This is a genomic window from Micromonospora sp. CA-244673, from assembly GCF_050948395.1.
Taxonomy (GTDB): Bacteria; Actinomycetota; Actinomycetes; order Mycobacteriales; family Micromonosporaceae; genus Micromonospora.
On sequence record NZ_CP192019.1, the window covers coordinates 1,179,601 to 1,205,922 of the forward strand.

The 26,322-nt window shown below is 73.5% G+C and carries 26 protein-coding genes; 13 read left to right on the forward strand and 13 right to left on the reverse strand.

What is annotated here, in order from left to right; all coding sequences use genetic code 11:
- Positions 1-212 precede the first annotated feature (212 nt).
- Both ACQP12_RS05705 and ACQP12_RS05710 read right to left on the reverse strand, forming a co-directional pair.
- Positions 213-980: a hypothetical protein gene (locus ACQP12_RS05705; RefSeq protein WP_433285602.1), complete on the reverse strand. Its 768-nt coding sequence runs from the start codon at positions 978-980 to the stop codon at positions 213-215.
- Between the two features lie 8 nt (positions 981-988).
- A complete protein-coding gene (locus ACQP12_RS05710) occupies positions 989-2,446 on the reverse strand; it encodes an NYN domain-containing protein (protein ID WP_433285604.1) in 1,458 nt (485 codons plus the stop codon).
- A gap of 274 nt (positions 2,447-2,720) precedes the next feature.
- Between ACQP12_RS05710 and ACQP12_RS05715 the strand changes: the two genes are divergently transcribed.
- The 3 genes from ACQP12_RS05715 (at position 2,721) to ACQP12_RS05725 (ending at position 7,660) form a co-directional block, all read left to right on the forward strand.
- On the forward strand, positions 2,721-4,322 hold the full coding sequence (locus tag ACQP12_RS05715; RefSeq protein ID WP_433285606.1) for an NERD domain-containing protein: 1,602 nt from the start codon (positions 2,721-2,723) through the stop codon (positions 4,320-4,322).
- Positions 4,319-6,709, forward strand: a complete 2,391-nt coding sequence (locus tag ACQP12_RS05720; protein ID WP_433285608.1) for a pentapeptide repeat-containing protein — start codon at positions 4,319-4,321, stop codon at positions 6,707-6,709. The genes ACQP12_RS05715 and ACQP12_RS05720 overlap by 4 nt, the downstream gene beginning before the upstream one ends.
- Positions 6,710-6,811: 102 nt before the next feature.
- Positions 6,812-7,660 (forward strand): alpha/beta fold hydrolase, encoded by an 849-nt coding sequence (locus ACQP12_RS05725; protein WP_433285610.1) that lies wholly within the window; start codon positions 6,812-6,814, stop codon positions 7,658-7,660.
- Positions 7,661-7,812: 152 nt separating this feature from the next.
- Here ACQP12_RS05725 and ACQP12_RS05730 read toward each other — a convergent pair whose 3' ends face one another.
- Positions 7,813-8,577 carry an SDR family oxidoreductase gene (locus tag ACQP12_RS05730; RefSeq protein ID WP_433285613.1) on the reverse strand — a complete coding sequence of 255 codons (765 nt, stop codon included), beginning with the start codon at positions 8,575-8,577 and terminating at the stop codon, positions 7,813-7,815.
- Positions 8,578-8,676: 99 nt separating this feature from the next.
- Here ACQP12_RS05730 and ACQP12_RS05735 point away from each other — a divergent pair, with 99 nt between their 5' ends.
- The 4 genes from ACQP12_RS05735 (at position 8,677) to ACQP12_RS05750 (ending at position 11,074) form a co-directional block, all read left to right on the forward strand.
- Positions 8,677-9,531, forward strand: coding sequence for a helix-turn-helix transcriptional regulator (locus ACQP12_RS05735; protein ID WP_433285615.1), 855 nt, complete (start codon positions 8,677-8,679; stop codon positions 9,529-9,531).
- Positions 9,532-9,691: 160 nt separating this feature from the next.
- The gene (locus tag ACQP12_RS05740; protein ID WP_433285617.1) at positions 9,692-10,399 is read left to right on the forward strand and encodes a hypothetical protein; all 708 of its coding nucleotides are present in this window, start codon (positions 9,692-9,694) and stop codon (positions 10,397-10,399) included.
- A 13-nt stretch (positions 10,400-10,412) separates the two neighbouring features.
- Positions 10,413-10,673 (forward strand): hypothetical protein, encoded by a 261-nt coding sequence (locus tag ACQP12_RS05745; RefSeq protein ID WP_313722807.1) that lies wholly within the window; start codon positions 10,413-10,415, stop codon positions 10,671-10,673.
- Complete coding sequence (locus ACQP12_RS05750; RefSeq protein WP_433285619.1) at positions 10,670-11,074, forward strand: hypothetical protein; 405 nt, start codon at positions 10,670-10,672, stop codon at positions 11,072-11,074. The genes ACQP12_RS05745 and ACQP12_RS05750 overlap by 4 nt, the downstream gene beginning before the upstream one ends.
- A gap of 4 nt (positions 11,075-11,078) precedes the next feature.
- Here ACQP12_RS05750 and ACQP12_RS05755 read toward each other — a convergent pair whose 3' ends face one another.
- Positions 11,079-11,399 carry a GYD domain-containing protein gene (locus tag ACQP12_RS05755; RefSeq protein ID WP_357937937.1) on the reverse strand — a complete coding sequence of 107 codons (321 nt, stop codon included), beginning with the start codon at positions 11,397-11,399 and terminating at the stop codon, positions 11,079-11,081.
- A gap of 1 nt (position 11,400) precedes the next feature.
- Positions 11,401-11,622, reverse strand: a complete 222-nt coding sequence (locus tag ACQP12_RS05760; protein ID WP_433285621.1) for a hypothetical protein — start codon at positions 11,620-11,622, stop codon at positions 11,401-11,403.
- 96 nt (positions 11,623-11,718) lie between these two features.
- Here ACQP12_RS05760 and ACQP12_RS05765 point away from each other — a divergent pair, with 96 nt between their 5' ends.
- Both ACQP12_RS05765 and ACQP12_RS05770 read left to right on the forward strand, forming a co-directional pair.
- The gene (locus tag ACQP12_RS05765) at positions 11,719-11,919 is read left to right on the forward strand and encodes a hypothetical protein (protein WP_357937932.1); all 201 of its coding nucleotides are present in this window, start codon (positions 11,719-11,721) and stop codon (positions 11,917-11,919) included.
- Between the two features lie 109 nt (positions 11,920-12,028).
- A complete protein-coding gene (locus ACQP12_RS05770; RefSeq protein ID WP_433285623.1) occupies positions 12,029-15,433 on the forward strand; it encodes an AAA family ATPase in 3,405 nt (1,134 codons plus the stop codon).
- Positions 15,434-15,537: 104 nt separating this feature from the next.
- On the opposite strand, the gene ACQP12_RS05775 is transcribed toward ACQP12_RS05770, so the two are convergent.
- The 3 genes from ACQP12_RS05775 to ACQP12_RS05785 are packed head-to-tail and all read right to left on the reverse strand — an operon-like array spanning position 15,538 to position 17,980.
- Positions 15,538-16,392, reverse strand: a complete 855-nt coding sequence (locus ACQP12_RS05775) for an ABC transporter permease (protein WP_357937927.1) — start codon at positions 16,390-16,392, stop codon at positions 15,538-15,540.
- Entirely contained in the window at positions 16,389-17,402 is a 1,014-nt protein-coding gene (locus tag ACQP12_RS05780) for an ATP-binding cassette domain-containing protein (protein WP_433285626.1), read from the reverse strand. Before ACQP12_RS05780 ends, ACQP12_RS05775 begins: the two co-directional genes overlap by 4 nt.
- A 23-nt stretch (positions 17,403-17,425) precedes the next feature.
- A complete protein-coding gene (locus ACQP12_RS05785; RefSeq protein ID WP_433285628.1) occupies positions 17,426-17,980 on the reverse strand; it encodes an NADPH-dependent FMN reductase in 555 nt (184 codons plus the stop codon).
- A gap of 131 nt (positions 17,981-18,111) precedes the next feature.
- On the opposite strand from ACQP12_RS05785, the gene ACQP12_RS05790 reads away from it, so the two are divergent.
- Entirely contained in the window at positions 18,112-18,612 is a 501-nt protein-coding gene (locus ACQP12_RS05790; protein ID WP_433285630.1) for a GNAT family N-acetyltransferase, read from the forward strand.
- A gap of 45 nt (positions 18,613-18,657) precedes the next feature.
- On the opposite strand, the gene ACQP12_RS05795 is transcribed toward ACQP12_RS05790, so the two are convergent.
- A complete protein-coding gene (locus tag ACQP12_RS05795) occupies positions 18,658-19,641 on the reverse strand; it encodes an aldo/keto reductase (protein WP_433285632.1) in 984 nt (327 codons plus the stop codon).
- 65 nt (positions 19,642-19,706) lie between these two features.
- Positions 19,707-20,456: an SDR family oxidoreductase gene (locus ACQP12_RS05800; protein ID WP_433285634.1), complete on the reverse strand. Its 750-nt coding sequence runs from the start codon at positions 20,454-20,456 to the stop codon at positions 19,707-19,709.
- A 102-nt stretch (positions 20,457-20,558) separates the two neighbouring features.
- On the opposite strand from ACQP12_RS05800, the gene ACQP12_RS05805 reads away from it, so the two are divergent.
- Positions 20,559-21,395, forward strand: a complete 837-nt coding sequence (locus tag ACQP12_RS05805; RefSeq protein WP_433285636.1) for a helix-turn-helix transcriptional regulator — start codon at positions 20,559-20,561, stop codon at positions 21,393-21,395.
- A gap of 49 nt (positions 21,396-21,444) precedes the next feature.
- On the opposite strand, the gene ACQP12_RS05810 is transcribed toward ACQP12_RS05805, so the two are convergent.
- Together ACQP12_RS05810 and ACQP12_RS05815 are read right to left on the reverse strand one after the other, a co-directional pair.
- Positions 21,445-22,299, reverse strand: a complete 855-nt coding sequence (locus ACQP12_RS05810; protein WP_433285638.1) for an aldo/keto reductase — start codon at positions 22,297-22,299, stop codon at positions 21,445-21,447.
- A 128-nt stretch (positions 22,300-22,427) separates the two neighbouring features.
- On the reverse strand, positions 22,428-23,417 hold the full coding sequence (locus ACQP12_RS05815) for a LysR family transcriptional regulator (protein WP_433285640.1): 990 nt from the start codon (positions 23,415-23,417) through the stop codon (positions 22,428-22,430).
- A 48-nt stretch (positions 23,418-23,465) separates the two neighbouring features.
- On the opposite strand from ACQP12_RS05815, the gene ACQP12_RS05820 reads away from it, so the two are divergent.
- Together ACQP12_RS05820 and ACQP12_RS05825 are read left to right on the forward strand one after the other, a co-directional pair.
- A complete protein-coding gene (locus ACQP12_RS05820) occupies positions 23,466-24,347 on the forward strand; it encodes a serine hydrolase (protein WP_433285642.1) in 882 nt (293 codons plus the stop codon).
- 155 nt (positions 24,348-24,502) lie between these two features.
- Complete coding sequence (locus ACQP12_RS05825; RefSeq protein ID WP_433285644.1) at positions 24,503-25,489, forward strand: MBL fold metallo-hydrolase; 987 nt, start codon at positions 24,503-24,505, stop codon at positions 25,487-25,489.
- Between the two features lie 43 nt (positions 25,490-25,532).
- Here the strand turns inward: ACQP12_RS05825 and ACQP12_RS05830 are convergent, their stop codons facing one another.
- Positions 25,533-26,072: a DUF1697 domain-containing protein gene (locus ACQP12_RS05830; RefSeq protein ID WP_433285646.1), complete on the reverse strand. Its 540-nt coding sequence runs from the start codon at positions 26,070-26,072 to the stop codon at positions 25,533-25,535.
- Positions 26,073-26,322: the final 250 nt, after the last annotated feature.

Consider the following 26,322-nt stretch of genomic DNA (forward strand, 5'->3'; position numbering starts at 1 on the left):
CGATGGCTGATCGGAGTGCAGACACGAACGGGTGGCCGAGTTGACGCTCGCGGAGCGTGTCCGTAGCCTTTACCCGTAGGGGAGATGGTGGCTGGCGATGATGAGCTGAAACGTAGTCATCGTTCGATCCGTCTCAATACCCGGCCCCAGCCTCCGTGCTGGGGCTTTCACTTTTCCGGGTTCCGTGACGCGGGGTTCCGCCAGAAGCGCGGTCAGAGCGTGCCCGGCTCGTGTCCCCGCACGTAGTGCCAGGCGCCGATCCCGCGGGGGTCGAACAGCGCCGCCGTCCGGCGCGGGTTCGCGAAGACGTCGGCATAGTCGAGATCAAGCCAGTAGGCAGTGCTCATTCCGTCGTCCAGAGCGGCGCGGAACTCCTCCGGCAGCGGCCGCCCGTCGGCGCGGATCACGGCCGCCATCACACCGGTCCGGCCCGCGCCCAGGGCCGGCACGCCGTCGACTGGGCCGTTGCGCCCGTCCGAGCACCACAGCGTCCCGCGGACGCGCAGCGCCGGCCCCTCGCCCACGTTCTCCACCGGGACGATGAACCGGTCCTTGGTGACCGCGAGGAACGCGTACGCCGGGGCGGGCGCGGAGGTCAGCGCGAAGCGCTCCTGGGCGGGTGGATGCTGGGCCAGCATGCCGCCCGAGTCCGGGAACGCGACCGACTGGTGGATCGGCAGCAGGAGCGGGTACCGGCTCAGCACCAGCGACCGGCGCGTTTCGGTGAGCTGCCGGTCGGTCCGGGACAGCGCCTGCCGGGAGAGGTAGATCGCGGCCAGCACGCCGATGGTGGACGCGACGGCGGCGAACGAGCCGGCGACCGCGGCGGCCCGCTGGGTCGGCCAGTTGAAGGCCACCACGACGGCGGTTCCGGCGGCGCAGATCGCCAGCGTGCCGGCCAGCGCCAGGCCGTATCCGCGGGCGAGCGCCAGCCCGTGCCCGGCGGATCCGCGCAGCCAGGTCCAGGTCCGGCGCAGCACGGGCGTTCCTAGGCGAAGGACGAGCCGGCGTCGCCCCAGCGCGTCCGGGCGATGGTGACCTTCTCGCTCCGCCAGGTGATGGCCCGGGACTGGGCCAGGACGCGCAGGATGCGGTGCCGGTCGCGCTGGTCGTAGCCGAAGACCGGCTCGGCCCGCGTCCGGTCCTTGACCGCCATGAACTCGAGGATCTCGCTCTCCGGTATCGGGCTCGGAGCCCGGCCGACGAAGGCACGGTAGAGCTCGTGATAGGCGTCCTCGATGGGACGGGCGAACGGCGAGTTCGTGGCCAGCGCGTGGCGGGCACCGCCGACCGCGACCGCGTCCACGACGCCGGCCGCGCTCGCGTACTTCAGGACGCGGTTGACCAGGCCCGCGTTGAACTTCTCCGGGCCCTGCCCGACGCCGCTCGCGCTGAGCAGGCCGGGCAGGCGGCGGAACGGGATGGTCCGGCTCTGGGTGCGGAAGCACTCCATGGTCAGGCCGGCGTGCACCCGCCACAGCGGTTCGAGGTATCCCAGGGCGAGGTCGTCCACGGTCACGGCGTACGTGTCGTCCGCGCCCTTGCGGACCATCTGCACGGCGGTCAGCGCGTCGAGCGCGCGCAGCAGGCGGGAGCCGTTGTCCGCTTGGAGGGGGCCGGCGCGCAGTTCCGTGACCGTCAGTCCCTTGGGTCGGGCGGCGAGCCGGCGGACCACGTAGTCGATGGCCAGCACGTCGGCGAACCGGCCGGAGCCGACGTCGACGTAGGTGCGGGTGGCGTTGCGGGGCAGGAACTGCTCCTTGGCGCGCACCGCCGCGTCGGTGCGGACGACCTTGTGCCCGAGGGACTCGATGAGCGCCCAGTAGCGGCTCTCGTCCTCGTTCTCCAGGATGCCCCAGCGGGCCAGGGTAGCGGTGCGGTCGGCCTGTTCCTTGCCGCCCAGGATGATGCCGCGCCGCTGCAGTTCGAGCAGGCCGAGCAGGGCCCGGCAGGTGGCCGGGGGAGGCTTCTGCAGGGTGTAGATGTCGTCGATGCAGAGGGAGTCCAGGCCGGGCAGCGTGAGGATGCCACGGAACTGGGGGGAGAGCCGGCCCTCGTCGCCGTAGACGACGGTGACCCGGCAGCCGTCGCGCAGCAGGCGGCGGATCAGCGGGATGAAGTCCTGGTCACCGGTCACCAGCACGAACTGGCCGCAGTCCTGGTGGAGGTAGTCCATCGCCAGCACGGTCAGATGGATGTCGGCCTGCTCCTTGGCGCTGCCCACCACGTCGTCGTCGATGAGGTGCTCCGCCATCGCGGTGGAGATGGTGCCGTCGAACTTCGTCGCCGCCATGTGCTTGTGGTGCAGGTGGCCACCGCACCGCGCGGTCGCGTCCTTCCAGAGGGCGTCGACGATGCCTCGCTCCACGACGTGGCCGCGGCCGATGATCGCGCCGGCCAGGTTGTCCCAGTCGACCAGCAGGACACCTTTGTTTCCGACGGCCATCTGCGGCTCCTCCGTGAGCTCATCGAGGCGCGATTGATTTCCGAATTCTGCCTCCGTGTCCCCACACTGCTTCTTCATCCGTTCGGCCACGATGTTCATCACTTGTGCGACGCCGCCGGGGGCGTTCGGTTCGCTGTACGTGACGTCAAGATGACCGATCGTCCACAGAAGACCGCAAGTCCGGTGGAGCGCGACAGCCGGCGCACGAGCGGACAATGTGGATTCCTGGGTCGTCACCACAGTCGTCGCACGGCCCGCGTCGGGGAGGCGGACTGTGGCGCGGTTCTATCCCAAGCACCTGCGACCGAACGCGACCCGTGGGGAACGGGCGGTCTTCGACAAGCTTCGGTCCCTCAACGACTCGTGGTTCGTGCTGCACAGCCTCACGTTCTTCGACGCGGGCCGGCCGAAGTGGCGGATGGGCGAGGCGGACTTCGTCCTGCTCCACCCCGGGCGCGGCCTGCTGATCATGGAGGTCAAGGACGGCTCCTACCGGGTCGAGGGCCGGCAGTGGTTCGCCCAGCGCCGCGGCGGCGACGTGCCGCTGAACGCCGACCCGTTCGACCAGGCCGTCCGGAACAAGTACGCCCTGGCCGGGTGGCTGCGCGCCGCCGCCGGCATCCGGCACGTCCCGGCCGGGCACTGCGTCGTGTTCGCCGACGGCCGACCCTCGGGCAACCTCGGCCCGCACGCGCCGGACGCGATCGTGCTGACCGCCGCGGCGTTGGAGCACGCGCCGGTGCTCGTGGAACGCGTCATGGCCCACTGGGACCAGCACGGCTGGGCCAGCCAGTCGGACTTCGAGAAGGCTCTGGCGGCGATCGCGCCGACCGCCGTCGTGGCCCGCACCCTCCGCTACGACGTCGACCTGGCGTCCGACGACCTGGCCCGCCTGACCCAGCGCCAGATCCGCCTGACGGGTCGCCAGCTGGAGGTGCTGGAGGGCACCTCCAAGAAGCGGGCCTCACTGGTCCTCGGCGCGGCCGGCACGGGCAAGACCGTCCTCGCCCAAGAGCGGGCGCGCGAGCTGGCGGCCCGGGGGCTGCGGGTCGCGGTGATCGGACAGCAGCGCAACCTGCGCCTGGAAATCCGGCGCAGGCTGCGGGTGGAGGGCGTCAGCTCCGGCGACCCGGAGGACGTGCTGTGCGACCTGTACGGCGCCGACCGCCTGCGCGAGTACGAGGGTGAGCAGCTGTGGGTCACCGTGCTGGCCCTCGCCGAGGCGTACGGCAAGCCGTTGGACTGCCTCATCGTCGACGAGGCGCAGAGTCACGACGAGGACCTCCTGGACGCGCTGCGGGAACTCGTCCGCCCCGACGGTTCGGTGGTGCTGTTCGCCGACCCGTACCAGCGGGACTCCTCCGGGACGTGGCGCCCACGGCCCGATGGGACGTTCAACGAGTTCTGGCTGACCGAGAACTGCCGCAACGTCCTGCCGATCGCGAAGCTCGTCGCCCGGATCTCGGGAGCGCACACGCCCGTCACCGGTCCGTCCGGGCGGCCTCCGCGCCTCAGCGGCGGCTCCGCCGACCTCGCGTCGGCGTGCGCGGACGCCGTGCTGGAGATCCTGAAGGACCTGCCGCCCTCCCAGCTCGTGCTGCTGACGTCGACGACGGCGAACCAGGCCGCGATCCGCCGGACCCTGGCGGACCGGGGCGTGCGGACGATGAGTGGGCTGCGCGGCGACGAGCTGGCGGTCTGCACGGTGCGGCAGTTCCACGGCTGCGAGGCGCCGGCCGTGGTCTACGCCGACGACGGCGAGGAGGACTGGACGACCAGCTACATCGCGGTCAGCCGGGCCTGCGCCTACCTGCACGTCGTCGGCCGCCCGGACCGGTGGGAGCCCTTTCGATTCCTGATGGAGGATGGTTCATGACGCTGTACGACGAGGCTGTCACTTTCCTGGAGTCGGAAGGCTGGTCGGTCCCCGGGGAATCGCGGGGCGAGGTCGTCCGGGCGAGGCGGGCGGCGTACGCGGACAACAGCGAGCACATGACGGTGTGGTGCCCGGCCGCACCGGACGCCGAGGAACTGCACCGCCGGGAGGCGACCCTCCTGCAACGCTTCGCGGAGGAGGCGCGTACCCCGGGGGCGAAGTTCCTGCTGGTGGAGTCCACCCAGGGGTTGTCGACGGATTTCCGGAGAGTCGCCAAGCACGAGTACAACGTCGACATCCGGGTCCCGATCCAGTTCTTCGACGCCCGGTTCAAGTGGGACGACACGTCGGTGTCGACGTTGGCGGGAACGGCCGCACAGCAGCTCCGCCGCGACGGGGAGTTGGCCGAGCGGCGGCGTACCCCGCAGCCGTTCGAGGCGGTGGGCACCGGCGTGGTGGGCAGCGACCTGCTCACCGAGCTGGCTCGCCGGTTCGACAGCCCGGCCGGCTGGGACCGCCCGATCGTGCTGGTGACCGCGCCGGCGGGATACGGCAAGAGCGTCCTGTTCGAGTCGCTGTTCGCGACGCTGTACACCAACTTTCAGAAGGCGAAGAAGCAGCTACGGAGGGCCTACCGGCCACTGCCGCTCCTGCCGGACTACGCCGCGCTGGCCAGTGCGCCCGCCCTGGGCCCCATGGTCGACGCGCTCCTGCAGACCGAGGTCGCGCGGCCGGTGAAGCAGCCGACGTTCCAGTGGATGCTCACGCGGGGGTTCGCGAGCTGGCTGCTGGACGGGCTGGACGAGGTCATCGCCCAGGACCCGGGCTTCTTCGAGTACATCCACGAGATCGTCGCCCGGCCGGACAACCCGACGACACCGCGCATCCTGCTCTGCGTCCGGGATTCGCTGCTGAGCTCCAACCAGGCACTGCGGGACTTCCTCACGGTGGCCCACGAGTACGTCGAGGAGTTCCGCCTGCTGCCGTGGCAGCCCGAGTCGATCACCACCTTCGCGCGCATCCGGCTGCAGGAGAAGGACCGCGAGCTCCTCTCGATCCTCGACGCGAAGCCGCAGCTCATGGACCTCTGCGGCACCCCGTACTACGCCGAGCTGCTCGCCGAGCGCGTCGACGAGGGCAAGACCGACGGGATACCGGACGACTACTCCGAGATGGACCTGGTCCACGACGCCGTCGACGCGATCATGGATCGCGAGTACAAGAAGGAGCAGTTGCAGGAGAACCTCGTCTCCCGGCACGACCTCCTGGACGTCATCAGTCACGTGGCGGTCGCCGAGCTGGAGAACGACAACCGGGGTGTGCCGATCGACGAGATCGGCCAGCTCGCCGAGTTCGTGATTCCCTCGGACCTGTCGGATCCCGAGCGCGAACGCTGCACCGCGGCCATCTGCCGCCTGCCGGTCTTCCGTGCCGCCTCCGAGCGGCAGCGGGTGCGCTTCGCCCAAGACGTGATCTTCGAGCACCAGATCGGGATGCGGGCCGCCCAGTACTTCGCCGTCAACCCGGTGCGGTTCGCGCAGCTGCTGGACTGCCGTCCGTTCCCGCCCGACTCCTTCGCGCTCCGGGTGCTGTGCGCCCGGATCAGGGAACTCGCCGCCGGCGAGGAGCTGCTCACCCGGCTGTCCAGCGCCACCGCGACCCCCACGGCCTTCCGCAACATCCTCCAGGTGCTCCTCGGGCTCCCCGACTGCGCCCGGCTGCTCATCCACGCTCCGCTGGAACGCCAGGACCTGTCCGGGCTCACCTTCTCGGGTCTGTCGCTGGCCGGCGTCAGCTTCCGCGGGGCGAATCTGGAGTCGACACGCTTCACCAACTGCGTCATGACCGGCTGCGACCTGTCCGACGCGACGCTGCACGGCACGCGATTCGACGCCTGCCTGCCCACCCTCGCCGAGGCCGACTTCGGGCACCTCACCGGCTTCGTCTCCGTGGAGATCGACTCACGCACCGCCATCGAGGACGTCGCGGACTTCGTCAAGCTGCTGGGCGCGGACGGGCGCCGGGAGCACCCCTTCGTCGGCCCCTGCCCCACCGCCCTCCAACTGCGGTTCCTGTTCCTGAAGTTCGTCCGGCCCGACGGCCACTACCGCCGTGACTCGCTGGACGAGAAGGGCCTGCTGTCGGGGCGGCGCATCGTCGATCCGGCGTCCGTGCTCAACGGTGCGGTGCGTGCCGGCTTCCTCACCGCCATCCCCAAGCGCCGCCGGTACGAACGCACGCACAGCCAGCTCTACGCGGACATGGTGGGCTTTGCCCAGAACCTCCGGGTGACCCCGGCCATCCGGTCACTGCTGGAGGACACCTGCCGGGTGGAGGGGTGCGCCCACGTCGTTCAGGAGAACCCGACCGCCACGACCTTCGACTGAGTGTCCAACGGTCCCCGCGGAGCGGCCCGGCGAGCCGGCACCGGCCGGCCGCCACCGGTGCGTGAGCGATGAGTTTGGGCGCCGGATCGGGTCTGCCCTGGCATGACCATGACCACTGTCAACGCCAATGGGACCGCCCTGGGCATCGAGTCGTTCGGTGCCGACGGCGCGCCACTCGTCCTGCTCGCGGGCGGGACGACGATGCTTTCCTGGCCCGACGCGCTGTGCGAGCGCCTCGCCTCCGGGGGGCGCCGTGTGGTGCGCTACGACCTGCGCGACAGCGGGGAGTCGACAACGACGGATCCGGAGGCGCCCGCGTACACCCTGCGTGACCTCGCCGCCGACGCGGTGGCCCTCGCTGACGCGCTCGGCGGGGGGCCCGCGCACCTCGCGGGGATCGGCGTCGGCGGGATGGTCGCCCAGGTGGCCGTGCTCGACCATCCGGGTGCGTTCTCGGCGCTCACCCTGGTCGGCACCCGCGCGGTCGCCCCCGGCCCGCCCGACGATGACCTTCCCGACCATGACCAGGCCACGATGAGCCGGCTGTTCGCGCGTCCTCTGCCCGATTGGACCGACCGCGAGGCGGTCGCGGAGTTCGCCGCCGCCAGCGCGGAGATCCTCGGCGACGACCCCGTCGCCGCGCGGGCGATCGCCGCACGTATCTGGGACCGCACGCCCGGCACGGCGCCACCGGTCCAGATGGCCAACCAGCTGGGCATGGTGTTCTCCAGGCTCGACTGCACACCACGCTGGCGTGAGCGCCTGCCCGAGATCGAGATCCCCACGCTCGTCGTCCACGGCCGCCGCAACCGGTTTTTCCCCGTCGGCAACGGCGAGGCGATCGCGCGCGAGATCCCCGGGGCCCGGCTGCTCGTCCTCGAGGAGGCCGCCACCGCTATCCCCGATGCGGCGGTCGGCGAGGTCACCGAGGCGATGCTCACGCTCGGCTAGCGGACGGCGGGTGTCGCGCGGGTCCGGCCTCCAGGCAGCCGTGGACGCCGGAGGCTCGGCCCGGCCGCGCGCCCGCGATCCGCACGATTCCCGCCCGAGCACTCCCGACCGCGCGACCCCCACCAACAAGATCACGACCTCCGGCCGGAGTGCTACTTGCCGTGTGGGTCGTGCGCGTTGAGCGTCGCGACCACCTGGTCGTAGTCGCCACGCGCCTCGCCGTAGCGGAGGAACTTCACCCGCTCGACCTGGATCTCCTTGGCATCGGGCTGCGCCTCGATCAGCGCCACGACCTCCGCCACGAACTCGTCGAGCGGCATGGCGAACTCGCTGGTCTCCTGCCCGGGCATCAGCGCGGTACGCACCGACGGCGGTTCCAGCTCCACGACCCTCACGCTCGTGCCGGCGAGCTGCAGCCGGAGCGACTCGCTGAGCATGTGGATCGCGGCCTTCGACGCGTTGTAGCTCGGGGTGACCTTGAGTGGCGCGAACGCCAGGCCCGAGGAGACCGTCATGATCGTGGCGTCCGGCTGCGCCTGCAGGTGTTCGATGAACGCGGCGATGAGCCGGATCGGGCCGAGCAGGTTCGTCGTCACGGTCGCCTCGGCGGAGGCGAGGAACGATTCGGGCCGGCGCCAGTCCTCGACGCGCATAATGCCGGCCATCGTGACCAGGACGTTGAGGTCGGGGTGCCGCGCCAGCACCTTCTCGGACGCCGAGGCGATGCTCGCGGGGTCCGCGGTGTCGATCTTCACGGTGTCGATGCCGGGGTGCTCGGCGGCGATCGTGTCGAGCAGGTCGGTGCGCCGGCCGCCCACGATGACCGTGTTCCCCCTGGCCCGCAGTTCGAGGGCGAGGGCGAGGCCGATCCCGCTCGTGGCGCCGGGGATGAAGACGGTGTTTCCGGAGATGTTCATGCTCCGAGCGTGGCCGGTCCTGACCTGCCGATGAAGAGAGCGGTTGTCGGGGGATCGGCAATCCCTGGTTGGCCCGTGCCGCGCGCGGATACTGGGATCATGGACCGCGCAGCCCTGGCCGACTTCCTCCGCCGCCGCCGCGAGGCGCTGCAGCCCGGGGACGTCGGGCTGGCCGCCGGCGTCCGCCGCCGCGCCCCGGGACTGCGGCGCGAGGAGGTGGCCGCCCTGGCCACCATGTCGACCGACTACTACACCCGGCTGGAACAGCAGCGCGGCCCGCAGCCGAGCCCGCAGTTGCTGGCGTCCCTCGCCCGGGCACTGCGGCTGAGCCGCGACGAACGCGACTACCTGTTCCGGGTGGCGGGGCACAACGCCCCGGCGTCGGTCTCCGCGGCGACGCACGTCTCCCCGGCGCTGCTGCGGGTGCTCGACCGGCTGGCGGACACCCCCGCGCTCATCCTGTCCAACCTCGGCGAGACCCTCGTGCAGAACCGGATGGCCGAGGCCCTGTTCGGGGAACGGTCCGGCCATACGGGGCTGGCCCGCAGCGAGATCTACCGGTGGTTCACCGACCCGGCGGAGCGAATCCGCTACCCCGAGGAGGACCGCGAGCGGCAGAGCCGTGCCCAGGTCGCCAATTTGCGCGCCGCGTACGGGTCGATGGGGCCGCAGTCGCGGGCCGGTGAGCTGGTGCGAGCGCTGCAGAAGGCCAGCCCGGAGTTCACCGAGCTGTGGGAGCGGCACGAGGTGGCCCAGCGTTTCGCCGACCACAAGACGCTGATCCACCCCGAGCTCGGCCCCATCGAGCTGGACTGCCAGGTGCTGTTCACCGAGGACCAGTCGCAGGCCCTGCTCGTGCTCACCGCGCCGCCGCGCAGCGAGGGTTACGAGAAGCTCCAGTTGCTCGCCGTGCTGGGCACCGAGCGCTTCCCCGCCGACACGACGCCCCGCTGACGGCCGCCGGCGCCCGCCGCGCGTGAATCCGGCACAGGAACGGCCATTCACGCCGCCGGGGATTCCCGGCTTTCCTGTCGGCCTCCCGTCACGGGGAGTGTTCATCTGATCCGTTTCCGTCGATAGCGTCGGTGCACTGGCCGTCGACGAAAGGCCGACGATGAACGACAACCCGTACCCGTTCTCGCGCCGGCGCCTGCTCGCCGGCGCGGCGGCGGCCTCGGCGGTCACCGTGACCGGCGTGGCCGCCGCCCCGACCGCCGCCACGGCGAGCCCCGCCCGCGCCTCCACGCCGCTGGTCACCCGGGACCGGATCGCCACCGCGGCGCTGCGGGCACCCGACGGCACCGCCGCGGCGGTCGCCCTCCAGGCGGACTTCCACGCCCGGCTGTCCGCCTGGCTGGCCTTCTGGTCGGCGAACTCACCCCGCGCCTGGAGCGCCCCGGTCCACGTGGTCGGCCGGGTCGCCCCGGCCGGCGACGCCCTCACCCTGCACGCCATCCGGTACCGGCGCGACGACGAGCTGCACGCCGGCTTCGCCGCTGGGCGGCGGGACGGCAGTCACGTGGCGACGCTCGCCAGCCTGCACCACCACTTCCCGAGCGTGCGCGTCCTGCCGGACGGGGCGGTCCGGGTCGGCGACGGGCCCGCCGGGTTCACCGGCGCGCCCGGGCAGGTCGCCTTCGCGGTCGCCGCCTGCCGGGAGCTGTGGGGAGACGCCGGGGCCACCGCCGCCCGCTGGGCGGAGCACGCCGGCCGGGCGCTCGCCCGGGCCGGGCAGCCGGCCGACGCCGCCTCGCACGCCGGCTGGGCGGCCTTCACCCGGATCAGCCTGCGCCGCGGGCTGGGCACCGAATCGTACGAGTGACCGGAGGTAACACATGTCCCGCAACGAGTTCCGGTTCGTGGTCGACGGCGTCGACCTGACCCCCGAGCAGCAGACCCTCATCGCCGGCGAGATCCAGAAGGCCGGGCTGGCCGCCCTCGGGACCGCCAACGCCCGGCTCACCAACCCGCTCACCGTCGGCCACGGCAACCTCAAGCTGCGCCCCGAGTGGTACGGCCTCTGGGTGCTCGACGGCCCGTTCGCCCAGGACCTCGGCCAGAAGATCAACGACATCGGCTTCTGGATGCAGCGGTGACCGACGTCGCCGGACGTACCGGCCCGCCGGAGCGGATGTGTCCGAGCACGCCGACGGCGAACGCCACGGTGTTCCTCGGCATGATCACTCCGGCGGGGCGGGTCGCCTACGTCACGCCGGCCGTGCCGGCCGAGGTGGCGCTCGCCGCGGCCGGCGACTCCGACGCCCCGGTGGAGTCCCGCTTCCGGCTGGCCGGCCCCTGCGTCACGTCGTCCTGCGGCTTCTGGACCGGCGAGCACTGCGGCCTGGGCGCCCGGATGGCCGCCTCCTACGCGGAGACGGCCGAACCGGGCGAGGAGCAGTTGCCGAAGTGTGCGATCCGGCGTACCTGCCGGTGGTTCGCCGAGCAGGGCCCGGCGGCCTGCCCGGCCTGCTCACACGTGGTCACCGACGCGCGCTGACGGTTCAGTCGCCCGGGGCCGTGTAGTCGGTCGGCGTCCGGGTCGCCTCGTCTACCTCGGCCGGGGTCAGCAGCGGGGTGACCCGGGTCCGCAGCCCGCGGGCCGCGCCGATGCGGATCGCCAGCGCGGCGGCGGTGCGGTGGTCGGGCAGGTCGCAGAGCACGTACGTATCGTCGTCGGCGAAGGCGAAGTGCATCGAGATGAGCTGCCCGCCGGCCTCCTCGACCAGCTTGCGGACCACCTCGGCGCGCTTGGTGCCGCCGTCGCGCGTCAGCCCGTCGATCCCGTCGACGGTGTAGACGGATCGCAGCAGGAACGCGGGCAACTCAGCTGCCGCCCTGCCGCTGCACCCGCTCCGCGCCCTCGACCTTGGCCCGGCCCTGATCCCGCTCGCTGCCGGCGGCCCCGGTGGCGGTGTGCAGCTGATGGCGCTTACCGGGGCGTTCCATCTCCCCGCCCTGGCGGCCCGGAGCGCCGCTGCCGGAATTCCGCCCCGCCCGCGCCGACTCGCCGCCCGGATCGTGCTTGTTCTGCTTGTGGCTACCCATGGGCCGCGCTTACCCGCTGCCTCCGCCGCTAGTCCTGGCCCTTGACCTGGGCTGCGCACACTGGGAGGCAGGCAACTCACCTCCGAGGAGGCCGACATGCGCTGGTTCGTCATCCTCATCGTCGTACTGCTGGTCATCGCTGCCCTGGCATTCTGGCGCCGCAACCGCCGGACGGCGGCCGACGCGGACCGCCAGGTCCGTGACCTGGCGGCGTCGGCAGAGGCTCGCCGCCGGCTGGACGACCACCGGAATCCGACCGACGGCAGCAACCTCCGCAGCAGCGGCGGCAGTCTCTGACCCAGTCGGCGGCGCGGGCGTCGTGCGGTTCCGACCACCACGAGCCGCCGAAGCCCCGATGCGCGCGGTTTTCCCCGTTGTCGGACCGGTCGACTACCGTCGGGAAGTCATGGAGCCGCGGTTCGGCGAGGCGATCATCGGGCGGGAACACCCCGCGGCGCTGCTGCGCGCCGAAGTGGACCGGGTGACCACCAGCCACGGCGGTCTGGTCCTGGTCGCCGGCGAGCCGGGCATCGGCAAGACCACGCTGGTGAGCGCGGCCGCCGACGACGCCCGCCGGCGCGGGGCGCTGGTGCTCGGCGCGGCCTGCTGGGACTCCGACAGCGCCCCCGGCTACTGGCCCTGGGTGCAGGTGCTGCGCCGCCTGGGCCGCCACCCCGACGACTGGGCGCGGGCGCAGGAGGCCGCCGGGCCCGGGCTGGCGGCGCTGCTCGGCGAGGGCACCGGCGCCGACCCGGCCGGGGAGGAGCCGGGCGACGACGGCGGCCGGGCGGAGTTCGCCCTGCACGACGCGGTGACCACCGCGCTGGTGGCCGTCGCCCAGCACCGGCCGGTCGTGGTCGTCCTCGACGACCTGCACTGGGCCGACGCGGCCTCGCTGCGGCTGCTCCAGTTCGCCACCCAGCACACCTGGTTCGAACGGCTGCTGCTGGTCGGCACCTACCGGGACGCCGAGGTCGAGTCCGGCGACCACCGGCTCCGGCCGCTGCTGCTGCCGCTGACCGCCAAGGCCACCACCATCACCCTCACCGGCCTGGCCCGCGACGAGGTGGCCGCGCTGATCCGCCGCACCGCCGGCCGCGAACCGGGCGGCGACCTCGTCGACGAGGTGCACCGGCGCACCGGCGGCAACCCGTTCTTCGTCGAGCAGACCGCCCGGCTCTGGCACACCGACGGCCTGGCCACCACCATCGCGCCCGGCGTGCGGGAGGCGGTGCGCCGCCGGCTCGACCAGCTGCCCGGACCGGTGGTCGAGGCGCTCATCGTGGCCGCCGTGCTCGGCCGGGACTTCCACCGGCAGGTCCTCGCGGCCTGCCTACCCGGTCCGGTCGCGCAGGTGGACCGGCTGCTCGACCGCGCGGCCACCGCCCGGCTCGTGCTGGCCCGGGGCGGCGGCCGGTTCGCCTTCGCTCACGACCTGGTGCGGGAGACCCTCTACGACGGGTTGACCGGCGCCGAGCGGCGCACCCGGCACGCCGCCGTGGTCCGCGCCGTCGACGGGTCGGCGGCGCTCGCCGAGCGGCTCATCCCGGCCGACCTGGCCCGCCACGCCTGGATCGCCGGCGGTGACCTCGACGCGGCGCGCACCGTCGAGCTGCTGGTCGCCGCCGCCCGGGACGCCGGCGGGCGGCTGGCCGTGGAGGAGTCCGTGCAGCACTTCCGCCGCGCGCTGGAGGTCGCCGACGAGCCGGCCCGCCGGGTCCGGGTGATGCTGGAGCTGGCCCAGCTCCTGCAGCATGTCGGCACGCAGGCCGAAGCCGAGCGGCTGCTCGTGGACGCCGCGGCGCTGGCCCGCCCGCTCGACGAGCCGGCCGTGCTGGTCCGCGTCGCGCTCACCGCCCACCGGCAGGAGGCGGCGGCCCGCCGCCGCACCGGCGCCGGCGAGCTGGTGCGCGAGGCGTACGGGCGGTTGATCGGTGCGCCCGAGCCCGGCCGGGAGACGAGCGCACTGGTCACCGACCTGATCACCGCCACCGAGACCCTCGCCCGGCGCGGTCGCGACGACGAGGCGCTCACCTTCAGCCTGTGGGCCCGGCACGACACCACCTGGGGGCTCGGCACTGCCGAGGACCGGGCCGTGGTCACCGCCGAGATCCGGGAGGTGGCCCGCCGCACCGGCGACCGGGAGACCGAGCTGTGGGCGACCTCCCTGCGCTGGGTCGCCCTGCTGGAACTCGGCGACCCGCGCTACCACGACGAGCTCACCGCGTTCGTCACCGGCTGCCGGCAGGGCGAGGTCGCCCGCCAGCGGATGGCCGCGGCCATCGACAGCGGCATCATCGCCGGCTTCCGCGGCGACTTCGCCGCCGCCGACGCGCACTTCGCCGAGATGGACGGCTACGGCGAGTGGGAGCACTCCGACCACGCCTTCATGGGCCAGCACCTGCGCTGGTGCCTGCTGCTGCTCCGGGGTCGCCTCGCCGAGGCCGAGGCCCTGCTCGACGGGCCGGAGGCGGCCGGCCACCCGCAGCGGGACCTGCTCCGGGCGATCACCGCCGCCGAGCGCGGCGACGCGGAGACCGCCGTGCGGCTCACCGCCGGGATCGAGGCGGCCGGCACCACGCACCCGCGACCGGTGTCGCCGCTGTGGCTGCGGCTGCGGGCACAGGCGGCAGCCGCGAGCGCCGATCCCCGCCGTTGCGCCGAGGCGCGGGCGGCGCTGGAGCCGCACCGGGGCCGGTGGATGGCGGCGTTCTTCGGCTGCGACATCAGCGGCCCGGTCGACCTCTGGCTGGCCGCCGTCGACGCCGCCGAGCGGCGCTGGGACCAGGCGGTCGCCGGCTACGAGGCCGCTCGCGACGCCGCCGATCGGATGGGCGCCCGGCCGTGGTCGCTGCTGAGCCGGGCCGGGCTGGTGGCCGCCCTGAGCGCACGCGGGCGGGCCGGCGACGCGGCCACGGCGGCCGGGCTGCGCGCCGACACGGCGGCCGAGGCGCGTGCACTCGGCATGACCCAGGTGCTGCACCGGCTGGGCGAGGGGGAGATTGCGGCTGCCGTCCCCAGTGGATCTGTGGCTCGACCAGCGGGTGCGGGCCTCACCGGCGCGGTGCCGGCACCCGCGGGAGCCGGCCACACCGTCGGGGCTCCGGCCGCCGGTCATGCCCTCGAGGTGTCGGCGACCGCCGGTGCGGTGCGGGCGACCGCCGGAGCTGGCCAGGCCGGCGCGTTGCTGGCACCGGACGGAGCGGGCCACGCGGCCGATTCCGGCATCGGGAGCGGTGACCGCGTGGGTGAGAGCCGGCCCGTCCAGCCGGAGTTCCGGCGGGACGGGGCCGTGTGGCGGCTCGCGTACGGGGGGACGGTCGTGCACCTGCCCGATGCCAAGGGGCTGCACGACCTGCGGCTGCTGCTGGGCCGGCCCGGCGCCGACGTGCCCGCGGTCGAACTGCTCGACCCGGCGGCCGGCCCGGAACTCGTCGCCGCCCGCCGGCTCGGCGGGGATCCCGTGCTGGACGACGAGGCGAAGGCCCGCTACCGGCAGCACCTGCGGCGGCTCGACGACGAGATCGACCGGGCCGCCGTACGCGAAGACGCACCGAGGCTGGCGGCCCTCGACGCCGAGCGTGCCGCGCTGCTCGACCAGTTGCGGGCCGCCGCCGGTCTGGCCGGGCGCAGCCGCCGCCTCGGTGATCAGGCCGAGCGGGCCCGCAAGGCCGTGACCGCCCGGATCCGGGACACGCTGCGCCGGATCGACGAGCGCCACCCGACGCTCGGGGCGCACCTGAGGGAGTCCGTCGCCACCGGCAGCACCTGCCGCTACCTGCCGCCCGAGCCGGTGCCCTGGCAGCTCTGACCGCCCGCACCAGCCGGGGCCGGTGCCCGTGCCCAGGCGTCCCGGACAAGCCGGGCCGGGGGCACCGACGACGGCACCCCCGGCTCGGCTCTGACGGCCAGCCGTCAGCGGCGGTTGTAGCGGTACATGGTCAGCGTGCCGAAGACGGCCACGAAGCCGGCGCTCCACAGCAGCAGCCACATCGTGTTCGTCGCATCCGTCGATCCGGCCATGGCGGCGCGCACGGCCGCGACCAGGTGGGTGACCGGGTTGGCCTTGACGAACGCCTGGAGCCAGCCCGGCATGGTGGCCGGGTCGACGAAGACGTTGCTCAGGAAGGTCAGCGGGAACAGCACCATCATGCTGACCCCCATGACCGATTTCTCGCTGCGCAGCACCAGGCCGAAGAACGTCCACACCCAGGAGAACGCGAACGAGAAGATCACCAGCAGGCCGATGCCGGCCAGCACGCCGACCGGCCCGCCGGCGGGCCGGAACCCGAGCGCCAGCCCCACGCCGAGGATGACCACCGCGGCGAGCACGTAGCGCAGCACGTCGCCGAAGATCATGCCGACCAGCGCGGCGGGCCGCCAGACCGGCAGGGTGCGGATGCGGTCGAAGACGCCCTTCTCGATGTCGTTGTTCAGCCCGACACCGGTGTACATGGTGATCATCACGACGCTGGTCACCATGATCCCCGGCAGGAAGAACTGCAGATAGTCACGCGGGCTGTCGGCGAGCGCGCCGCCGAACAGGTACGTGAACATCAGCACCATGATGATCGGGAACGCGGTCACGTCGAAGAGCTGCTCCGGCACGTGCTTGATCTTGAGCATGGCCCGCCAGCCGAAGGTCAGCGACGCGGACAGCGCGCCCGGCCTCGGCGGCCGCTCGCCCGGGGCGAGGACCGTCGCCAGCGCCTCGGCGGACGGCACGTAGACGGACGGCGGCCGCCCGGTCGTGGTCGCGGTGTCGCTCATCGGGCCGCCTCCAGTTCGTCGTCCCGCTCGTCGGTCCCGACGGCGGGGTGGTCGGTCAGGGCCAGGAACACCTCGTCCAGGCTCGGCTGGCCGAGGGAGAAGTCGTCCACGACGATGCCGGCCCGGGCCAGCTCGCCCAGGGCGCGCGCGGCCTGCTCGCCGGCCTCCAGGTCGGTGCCGTCCTCGCCGACCCGGGCGGTGAGCGCCACCGGGTCGGGCTCCAGCTGCACCGGCACGCCCAGCGCCACCCGCAGCACCTGCTCGGCGCGGGACCGCTCCCCGGCGTCGCGCAGTCGCACGTGGACGGTGCCGGAGCCGACGGACGACTTCAACTCGCCCGGGGTGCCCTCCGCGATCACCCGGCCGTGGTCGACCACCGCGATCCGGCCGGCGAGCTGGTCGGCCTCGTCCAGGTACTGCGTGGTCAGCAGCACCGTGGTGCCGTGGGCGACCACCGCCCGAATGATCTCCCACACCTGGTTGCGGCTGCGCGGGTCCAGCCCCGTCGTCGGCTCGTCCAGGAAGAGCAGGTCCGGGGTGTTGAGGATGCTCGCCGCGATGTCGATGCGCCGCCGCATGCCGCCCGAGTACTTCTTCACCTGCCGCCCGGCCGCCTCGGTCAGCCCGAACGCGGCGAGCAGGCGGTCGGCCCGCTGCCGGGCCGCCGGCCGGTCCAGGCCGAGCAGCCGGCCCAGCAGGACCAGGTTCTCCGCGCCGGTCAGGTCCTCGTCGAGTGAGGCGTACTGGCCGGTCAGGCTGACCCGGGCGCGGACCGCGTCCGCCTCGGCGACCACGTCGCGGCCGAAGACGCGGGCCCGCCCGCCGTCCGGTCGCAGCAGCGTGGCCAGCACCCGCACCGCGGTGGTCTTGCCGGCGCCGTTCGGCCCGAGCAGCCCGTAGACGGTGCCGGCGGGGACCTGGAGGTCCAGGCCGTCGAGCGCGCGCGTCGAGCCGAACGACCGGACCAGGCCGTCGGCCTCGACGGCCAGGCCGGTGTTCCGGTTACTCATGATCACTACCTTTCTTCGTGTCCTCAGGAGACGTACGGGCGCGCCGCGCGACCCTCGCGCAGCGCCAGGCCCCACCAGCAGAGCTCGTCGAGGAGCACCCGGGCGTCCTGCCGGAGCTGCTCCTCGACCCGCCCCGTCGGCTCGCCGTCGAGCAGGTCGACGCCGACGGTGTCGCGCACGGTCGTCGCGTGCAGGGCGGTGAACACGGTGCGCAGCTGGTCGACCGCGTGCAGGCCGACCGACCGGCAGCCGTACGACACGAAGCCGACCGGCTTGGCCTGCCACTCGTCGTAGGCGTAGTCGATCGCCTGTTTCAACGACGCCGGGAAGCTGTGGTTGTACTCGGGCGTGACCACCACGAACGCGTCCGCCCGGTTCACCTCCCCGGCGAACGACCGCATGGCCGCCGTGGGCTCGGCCGGCAGGCTGGCCGGGAAGTCGTACCCGGCGAGGTCGAGCACGGTCACCGCCAGCCCTTCGCGGCGGCGTGCCTGCGCGACGAACCAGCGACCGATCCGGTCGCCGATCCGTCCCTCCCGGGTGCTGCCGATGATCACGGCGAGCCGCAACGGCGTCATGCTCCCCTCCCGCTGGTGTCGGGCCTCACCCCCCAGGCGCCAGACGCGGACCGGCGGCCCGCCAGATCGGATCTGGCGGGCCGCTGTCGGGGGTGGCTGCTTCAATCGGCGCCGGAGAGTAGGGGGACGGCATGACCGAGGTACGCCTTGCGCCGTGGAGGGCCGACGACCTGGCGCTGCTGCGGCAGCTCAACGCGCCGGAGGTGCGGGCGCACACGGGCGGCCCGGAAACCGACGAGCAGGTGCTCGCCCGGCACGAGCGCTACCTGCGCGGCCCCGGCCCGCGCAGCGGGCACATGTTCACCGTCGGGCTGCCCGACGGGACGAAGGTCGGCAGCGTCGGCTACTGGGCACGCGAGTGGCGCGGCGAGCCGGTCTACGAGATGGGCTGGGCGGTGCTGCCGGCGTACCAGGGGCGGGGGCTGGCGAGCGCGGCGGTGCGGGCGCTGATCGCGGAGGCCGCGGCGCACGGTGACCGGCGTTTCGCCCACGCCTACCCGTCGGTGGACCATCCGGCGTCGAACGCGGTGTGCCGCAAGGCCGGGTTCACGCTGCTCGGTGAGACGGAGTTCGAGTACCCGCCGGGGCACCTGATGCGCTCCAACGACTGGCGCGTCGAGCTGACCGGGTGACACGCGAACGGGGCGGGCCGGCCGGCCCGCCCCGTCGCACGCGCGTCAGCGGGCCGTGTCCAGCCGGGTCCGCTGCTCCGGGGTCAGCTCCAGCTCGACCGCCGCGAGGCTCTCCTCCAGCTGCGCCACCGAGGAGAAGCCGACCAGCGGGATCGCCGGCACGTCCCCGCCGAGCAGCCAGGCGAGCACCACCTGGTTGACCGTCGCCCCGATCTCGTCGGCGACGGCGCGCAGCGCGGCCAGCCGGACCGGGGTGCTCGGCAGGGCGTACTCCTCGCCGAGCCGTTCCGGCTTGGCGTAGGCGCCCTTGAGCAGCGGCGAGTACGCCACCAGGGTCAGTTGCGGCTCGGCCCGCAGATAGCTGGCCAGGTCGGGGCCGACCCAGCCGACGTCGCCGTCCGGGTCCAGGTCGCTCGGCAGGTCCGGCCGCCGGGGCAGGTAGCTGCGGTGGTACTGGAGCACCTCGTACCCGGGCAGGCCGGCCGCGGCGGCCAGTGCCCGGGCCCGCTCGACCCGCCAGGCGCGGTGGTTGCTCGCGCCCAGCAGCCCGACGGTGCCCTCGGCGACCAGGTCTGCGAAGCCCTGGACCGTCTCCTCCAGCGGGACGTTCCGGTCCTCGATGTGCGCGTAGAGCAGGTCGAGCCGGTCCACGCCGAGCCGTTCGCGGCTGCGCTCGGCCGACTCGCGGATCACCTTGGCGGACAGGCCCTCGGCATTGTCCACGTAGCTGGTGCCCGGCGCGAGGGGACGGGCGCCGAGCTTCGTGGCGATGGCCACCTCGCCGCCGACGCCGCGGCTGCGCCGCCAGCGGCCGAGCAGCTCCTCGCTCTCCCCGCCCTGGCCGCCGTTCTGCCAGAACGCGTAGTTGTCCGAGGTGTCGATGAACGTGCCGCCGGCCTCGACGTACCGGTCGAGGATCGCGTACGAGGTGGCCTCGTCGGTGGCGGTGCCGAAGAGCATCGCGCCGAGGCTGAGCACGCTGACCTCGCGCCGGGTGGCCGGGTCGGTGCCGATGGTGCGGTAACGCATGGGTTCCTCCCCGTGGAGAACGTTGCCGCCACCCTCCACCTTCGAGTGCGCGCGAAGTCAAACCCTCACCAGGGCAGCACCCCGTAGCCGCCGCCGGCGTCCATCTGGTAGCCCCAGAGCAGGCCGCTCGGCCCGTCCGCCGGCAGGGTGGCCAGGTGCACGCTCACCTCGGCGCCCTCCTCCGGGGTGCGGAAGCCGCTGTGGTGGTTCAGGTCGGTGGCGCAGTAGCCGGGATTGGCCGCGTTCACCTTGATCGGGGTGTCCCGCAGCTCCTTGGCGTACATGGCCGTGACCATGTTCAGCGCGGTCTTCGAGGTCGGGTAGGGGATCGAGGTCAGCGGGAACAGGGCTCCCTTCGGGTCGGTCATCACCGCGATCGAGCCGACCTCGCTGGAGACGTTCACGATCCGCGCGGCCGGCGCCCGGCGCAGCAGCGGCAGCAGCGCGTTGGTCACCGCGACCACGCCGAACACGTTCGTCTCGTACACCTCGCGCAGCGAGTCGAGGGTGGTCTCGCTGGGCAGCCCGGCGCCGTCGGCGCGGATGATGCCGGCGTTGTTGACCAGCACGTCCAGGTGGCCGTACTCCCGCTGGACCAGCTCGGCCGCGGCGGCGACCGACGCCGCGTCGGTGACCTCCAGCGGCACGACGCGGGTGTCCACCCCCTCGGCGCGCAGCTTGTCCGCCGCCTCCCGGCCCCGCGTGGTGTCGCGCGCGCCGACCAGCACGGTCATCCCGCGCGCGCCGAGCTGCCGGGCGGTGGCCAGGCCGATTCCCTTGTTGGCCCCGGTGATCAGGGCGATCGTCGTCGTCATGCGGTCCAGGCTGCCGCCGGGTGCGGACCGGCGGGAGAGGCCCGCCGAGCCTGGTACCGCCGGTACCACCTCCGGCGGCCGGCGATGCGGCAGGCTGGGGACATGAGCACGCTTCGCCGCGACGAGCTGGCGAACTTCCTGCGCACCCGCCGCGCCCGGTTGCGCCCCGCCGAGGTCGGCCTCCCCGACGGGGTACGCCGCCGCACGCCGGGCCTGCGCCGCCAGGAGGTCGCCCAGCTCGCCGGGATGTCCATCGACTACTACATCCGGCTGGAGCAGGGGCGCGGCCCGCACCCGTCCCGGCAGGTGCTCGCCGCGCTGGCCCGGGCGCTGCTGCTCAGCCGGGACGAGCGGGTGTACCTGTTCCAGGTCGCCGGGGACTGCCCGCCGGACGCGACCGGGCCCGGCCGGGAGGTGTCGCCGGGGACGCGGCACCTGCTCGACGCCATGTCGGAGACACCCGCGTACCTGGTCGACGCCGCGTACGAGATCCTGGCCTGGAACCGGCTGGCCGCCTGGTTCGTCGGCGACCTGTCGGCAGTGCCGGCCGGCGAGCGCAGCATGGTGCGCTGGATGTTCGGCGCGACGGTGCCCGAGTCGCACTGGGCCGACCCGGAGGTGCTGCGTTTCGCCCGGACCACCGTGGCTGACCTGCGGGCCGCGTACGGGCGTTACCCGGCCGACCCGGCGCTGGCCGCGCTGGTCACCGAGCTGCTCGGGCTCTCCCCGCGGTTCGCCGCGCTGTGGGCCGAGCACGAGGTGGGGGAGCGGCGCCCCACGGTCAAGCGGGTCGCCCACCCGGAGCTGGGCCCGCTGGAGTTCGAGTGCCGGGTGCTGCACGTACCGGAGACCGACCAGCGGCTGATCGTCTACGTGCCCGAGCCGGGGTCGCCGACGCAGGCCGCGTTCCGCGGTCTCGCCGAGCGGGTCGGCTCGTGAGCCCGCGACCGGGGGCCGGCAGCCCGGCCCCCTCGGTCGCGGTGGCGGCTCAGTCCGGCACGTAGTCGAAGGTGTCCGGGTTCGGCCCCTGCCGGCCCGCCTCGCCCTTGTCCAGGCCGTTGAGCCGGTCCACGGACGCGTCGTCCAGCTCGAAGTCGAAGATCCGGAAGTTCTCCTCGATCCGGCTCGGCGTGGTCGACTTCGGGAAGACGATGTCGCCGCGCTGCACGTGCCAGCGCAGCACCACCTGGGCCGGGGTCCGCCCGACCTCCTCGGCGATGTCGACGACGGTCGGGTCGTCCAGCACCTTGCCCTGGGCGATCGGCGACCACGCCTCGGTGAGGATGTTGTGCGACTTGCCGTAGGCGCGCACCTCCTCGTTGGCGAAGTAGGGGTGCACCTCGATCTGGTTCACCGCCGGTGTGATGTCCGCCTCGGCGGCCAGCCGCTCCAGGTGGGGGACCTGGAAGTTGGAGACGCCGATCGACCGGACCCGGCCGTCGCGCTGCAACTCCTCCAGCACCCGCCAGGTGGAGACGAAGTCGCTGTCGTAGCGGGTGGGCAGCGGCCAGTGGATGAGGAACAGGTCGAGGTAGTCGAACTTCAGCTCGGCGAGGGTCGACTCGAACGCCTTGCGGGCGTCGTCCGGGCGGTGGAAGGCGTTGCTCAGCTTGCTGGTGACGAAGACCTCGCTCCGGTCCAACCCGGAGGTGCGCACGGCCTGCCCGACCTCGGCCTCGTTGCCGTACATCTCGGCCGTGTCGATGTGCCGGTAGCCGATCTCCAGCGCCCTGCTGACGGCCTGCGCGGTGTCCTTCGGCTCGATCTGGAAGACCCCGAAGCCGAGCTGCGGGATGGTGTTGCCGTCGTTGAGCGAGATGTTGGGAACGCTGTTCGGGGCCATGAAGCCTCATCTCCGATCGTCCGGGGTGCCCGGGAACGCTTCCACGCGTGGTGCCGGGCCTTGCCACCCGGGTTCTCTACCCGCTCGTCCCGGCTCGTCACGGCCGCCGGTGGGGTGATCTGCGCCGCCTACCGCACCCGCGGCTGCTGACCCGCCCCGCCCTGGCCGGCCTCGAAGAGCACCGGCCAGGGCCGGGCGGCCGACGCGAGCGCCGCGGTCGCCGGTGGCGGCTCCGCGGCGGCCAGCACCTCGGCCGCGAGCTGCCCGAACATCGGGGCGGCCGGGTGCCCGGCCCGCGCCGGCCAGGCCGCCGAGGTCCGCTTGACCAGGGGCACGTCGACCAGCGGTCGCCAGGTGATCCGCGGCTCGCGGCGGGCCACCGGCTCCGGTTCCAGGGCGACCGCGCCACCGGCCAGCAGCAGGCCGAACAGGAACTCCGGGTTGCGGGCGGGCCGGACCCGGGCCGGCGCGAAGCCGTGCCGGCGGCAGACCGCCAGCAGGTGCCCGTGCCAGCCGGGCGCGGTGGCCGGCGGCGCGGTGATCAGGTCCAGGCCGGCCAGGTCGGCCAGCTCCACCTCGCGGGCGCGGGCCGCCGGGGCGGCCCGGGGCAGCAGCACACCGACCGGAGCGTCCACGGCCGGCCCGAAGCGCAGCCCGGCCTCCTCCACCGGGTGGTGCAGCAGGCCCACATCCAGCCGCCCCTCGGCCAGCATCCGCCGCTGCTCGGCGCTGGTCAGCTCGTGCAGGTCGAGGTCGAGTCCGGGCGCCCGCGCGGCGAGCCCGTCGAGCAGCGCGCGCAGCGTCACGGCCGGGGTCTCCGGCGGTACGCCGGCGCGCAGCACGCCGAGCGCGCCCCGCCGGACCTGGTCGACGAGGTTGCGCAGGCGGCGCTCCCCGGCGAGCAGCTCGTCGGCCTCGCCGAGCAGGAGCTGGCCGGCCGTGGTGAGCCGGACCTGGCGCTGCGAGCGGTCGAAGAGGGTCGCGCCCAGCTCCCGTTCGAGGCGCTGGATCGACTGGCTCAGCGGCGGCTGCGCCATGCCCAGCTCCTCGGCCGCCCGCCCGAAGTGCAGCTCCCGGGCCACCGCCACGAAGTGCCGCAGGTGTCGCAGCAGGTCCACGACGGGCACCCTACGCCCGCCCCGGTCGCCGCTGGCTACCGTGTCGGGGTGAGCGGGGAGCGGATCGGGGAGATCTTCGAGCGGGCCGGGATCAGCGGCTGCCTGCACGTCGAGGACGTCGACGCGCCCGGTCGGGAGGTGGCGCTGCGGGCCGACGAGCAGGTGGTGATCGCCTCCGTGTTCAAGATCCTGCTGGTGCTGGAGTTCGCCCGGCAGGCCGTCGCCGGTCAGCTCGACCCGGCCGAGCGGGTGCTGGTCGGCGCCGCCGACCGGCTCGGGGGCTGGGGTGTCGCCGGCTGCGCCGACGACGTCGAGGTGTCCCTGCGCGACCTGGCCTACTTCGCCATGTCGGTCAGCGACAACACGGCCGCCGACCTGCTGCTGCGCCGGGTCGGCCCGGACGTGCTGCCGATGCTCGCCGCCGAGCTGGACCTGCCGCGTACCCGGATCGTCGGCGGCCCCCGCCAGCTGGTCGAGACGATGCTCGCCGACGTGGGGGCCCGCACCGAGGCCGACTTCGCCCGGATCTTCCCCACCCTGCCGCCGGAGCGGGTCCGGGCCATGCGGGTCTTCGACCCGGAGCACACCACCTCCAGCACGGCCCGCGAGATGACCCGGCTGCTCGGCCTGATCTGGCGGGACGAGGCGGGGCCGCCGGCCGCCTGCGCGATGGTCCGCGAGCTGATGGCCCGGCAGCTCTTCTGGACCCGGCTGGCCGCCGGCTTCCCACCCGGCGTCCGGGTCGCCGGGAAGACCGGCACGCTGCCCGGCCTGCACCTGGAGGCCGGGGTCGTCGAGTATCCCGACGGCGGCCGGTACGCGGTCGCGGTCTTCGCCCGCACCGAGCGGCTCAGCACCCGCCGGATCGACGTGGACCTGGCCATGGGCGAGGCCGCCCGGACCGCCGTCGAGGCGCTGCGCGCCGGCTGATTTCCGCGCCGGGTGCGGCCCGCGCCGGTGCCTGTGACCTGCGGTGATATCGGAACGGCTATCGAGCTTTCCGCCCGTCGATCTTGGACGTCGGCGGGCGGCCGGTGGTGGGGTGGGCGAACCGATCAACCTGTCCCGCACCGGGAGGACGCTTCATGCTCGACAAACGGCCCTACGACCGCCGCCGCTTCCTGCGCGATGCCGCCGTCGGCACCGCCGCCGTGTCGACCGCCGGCCTGGTGGCCGGCGCATCCGCCGCGCCGGCCCAGGCCGCCACGGCCGCCCCGGCCGCCGCCGGCCCCTGGCGCTCCGGCGCGGTCAGCTTCCGCTGGTGGGGTACGTCCGGCTGGCGGATCGACATCGGCGACCGGACCCTTCTGGTCGACCCGTACCTGAGCCGCTACGACACCGGCCTGTTCAAGGGCGCGTTCAACGAGAACACCCGGCTGAAGGTGGACACCACCGTCGTCGACCCGCTGGTGGACCGGGCCGAGAACATCCTGGTCACGCACACCCACTGGGACCACTTCAACGACGTCCCGCACATCGCCGAGCGCACCGGCGCGCGGGTCGTCGGCACGCTGACCGCCTACCACCTCGGGCTGGCGTACGGGCTGCCGAGCACGCAGCTCGCGCCGGTCCGGGGCGGCGAGGTGCTCGACTTCGGCGCGTACACGGTCGAGGTGGTCAGCTCCCTGCACAGCCGCAACGCGGCCTGGTCGATGGCCTTCCCCGGGGTGCGGCTCAGCCGGCCGCCGAAGCCGGAGACGATCGCCGACCTGCCCGAGGGGGACACCCTGGCCTACCAGATCCGCGTCGACGGCGGCCCGTCGGTGTTCTTCATGGGCGCGAGCGACTTCGCCGAGCGCAACCTGGCCGGGCTGGCCCCCGACGTGGCGATGGTGGCCTCCGCCGCGAGCACCTCGACGGCCGACTACGTGCCTCGGCTGATGGCCGCCCTCGACCATCCGAAGGTCGTGGTGCCGGTGCACTGGGACAACTTCGAGACGCCGCTGACCAACCCGCCGACGGTGGCGCCGAAGGACCGCGAGCGCCTCGACGACCTGATCGCCGCCGTACGGAAGGCGTCGCCGCGCAGCCGCGTGCTGGTGCCGGAGTACCACACGGCGTACCACTTCTGAGGTCGGTCGCGGAGGGGCCGGGTCACGGGGCCGGCCCCTCCGCTCAGCCGGCGGTCAGGTCGCGCAGGGCGAGCACGGACTTCCAGTTCCGGGTGGTCGCCACCACGCCGAGCTTCTTCTCCAGGTGGGCGTTGGTGAACTTGGTCCGCCCGTAGCCGCCGTCGGGGAAGTGCAGGTGCACCTCGCGGCCGTCGACCGCGAACTCCAGGTTCTCCCCGGCCGGCGCGGCCAGATCCTTGACCCGGGCCGGGCTCGGCGCGGCCGAGAGGAAGGCCACCAGCACCCGGGTCGGGTCGTCCTGCTTCCCGGCGTACGGGCTGGCCGCGGCGACCGCCGCCAGTTCGTCACCGCTGCGCACCAGCACCGGCACGCGCAGGTCCAGCTCGTCGGCGAGCTTGCCCGCGATGCCCTCGGCCAGGAGGTCGTCCTTCGTGGGCGGACCGCTGAAGACGACGTTGCCGCTCTGCAGGTAGGTCTTGACGTCGGAGTGCCCGAGGTCGGTGACGATGCGGCGCAGGTCGGCCATGGCCAGCCGGGTGCTGCCGACGTTGACGCCCCGCAGCAGGGCGGCGTAACGGGTCATCCGGGCCTCCTCGCATCGGCGTCGCTGGGCCCCAGCCTAGAACCGCCCCGGCCCGTCACCCGCGTAAAAAGAGTGACTCGCGTTCGTGACACATTTGTTACCCGACGCTCTCTCCCGCCGCACCGTCGCAAGTGGTTGCCTGAAGACAACATTCCCCTGGTCAGGTGCTGCCTCGGGCGGCGCCGCAGGGGCAACTGCTCACCCGACGGCGGTGGCCGGAGCTGATCACCGCCTCACGGCAGGAGGCACC

Coding starts and splice junctions, on each gene's coding strand:
- ACQP12_RS05790 (WP_433285630.1), top strand. CDS start 18,112: ATGACCGAGGTACGCCTTGCGCCGTGGAGGGCCGACGACCTGGCGCTG.
- ACQP12_RS05810 (WP_433285638.1), bottom strand. CDS start 22,299: ATGGCCCCGAACAGCGTTCCCAACATCTCGCTCAACGACGGCAACACC.
- ACQP12_RS05825 (WP_433285644.1), top strand. CDS start 24,503: ATGCTCGACAAACGGCCCTACGACCGCCGCCGCTTCCTGCGCGATGCC.
- ACQP12_RS05800 (WP_433285634.1), bottom strand. CDS start 20,456: ATGACGACGACGATCGCCCTGATCACCGGGGCCAACAAGGGAATCGGC.
- ACQP12_RS05770 (WP_433285623.1), top strand. CDS start 12,029: ATGGAGCCGCGGTTCGGCGAGGCGATCATCGGGCGGGAACACCCCGCG.
- ACQP12_RS05730 (WP_433285613.1), bottom strand. CDS start 8,577: ATGAACATCTCCGGAAACACCGTCTTCATCCCCGGCGCCACGAGCGGG.
- ACQP12_RS05710 (WP_433285604.1), bottom strand. CDS start 2,446: ATGGCCGTCGGAAACAAAGGTGTCCTGCTGGTCGACTGGGACAACCTG.
- ACQP12_RS05735 (WP_433285615.1), top strand. CDS start 8,677: ATGGACCGCGCAGCCCTGGCCGACTTCCTCCGCCGCCGCCGCGAGGCG.
- ACQP12_RS05745 (WP_313722807.1), top strand. CDS start 10,413: ATGTCCCGCAACGAGTTCCGGTTCGTGGTCGACGGCGTCGACCTGACC.
- ACQP12_RS05720 (WP_433285608.1), top strand. CDS start 4,319: ATGACGCTGTACGACGAGGCTGTCACTTTCCTGGAGTCGGAAGGCTGG.
- ACQP12_RS05795 (WP_433285632.1), bottom strand. CDS start 19,641: ATGCGTTACCGCACCATCGGCACCGACCCGGCCACCCGGCGCGAGGTC.
- ACQP12_RS05805 (WP_433285636.1), top strand. CDS start 20,559: ATGAGCACGCTTCGCCGCGACGAGCTGGCGAACTTCCTGCGCACCCGC.
- ACQP12_RS05740 (WP_433285617.1), top strand. CDS start 9,692: ATGAACGACAACCCGTACCCGTTCTCGCGCCGGCGCCTGCTCGCCGGC.
- ACQP12_RS05775 (WP_357937927.1), bottom strand. CDS start 16,392: ATGAGCGACACCGCGACCACGACCGGGCGGCCGCCGTCCGTCTACGTG.
- ACQP12_RS05785 (WP_433285628.1), bottom strand. CDS start 17,980: ATGACGCCGTTGCGGCTCGCCGTGATCATCGGCAGCACCCGGGAGGGA.
- ACQP12_RS05760 (WP_433285621.1), bottom strand. CDS start 11,622: ATGGGTAGCCACAAGCAGAACAAGCACGATCCGGGCGGCGAGTCGGCG.
- ACQP12_RS05725 (WP_433285610.1), top strand. CDS start 6,812: ATGACCATGACCACTGTCAACGCCAATGGGACCGCCCTGGGCATCGAG.
- ACQP12_RS05780 (WP_433285626.1), bottom strand. CDS start 17,402: ATGAGTAACCGGAACACCGGCCTGGCCGTCGAGGCCGACGGCCTGGTC.
- ACQP12_RS05765 (WP_357937932.1), top strand. CDS start 11,719: ATGCGCTGGTTCGTCATCCTCATCGTCGTACTGCTGGTCATCGCTGCC.
- ACQP12_RS05830 (WP_433285646.1), bottom strand. CDS start 26,072: ATGACCCGTTACGCCGCCCTGCTGCGGGGCGTCAACGTCGGCAGCACC.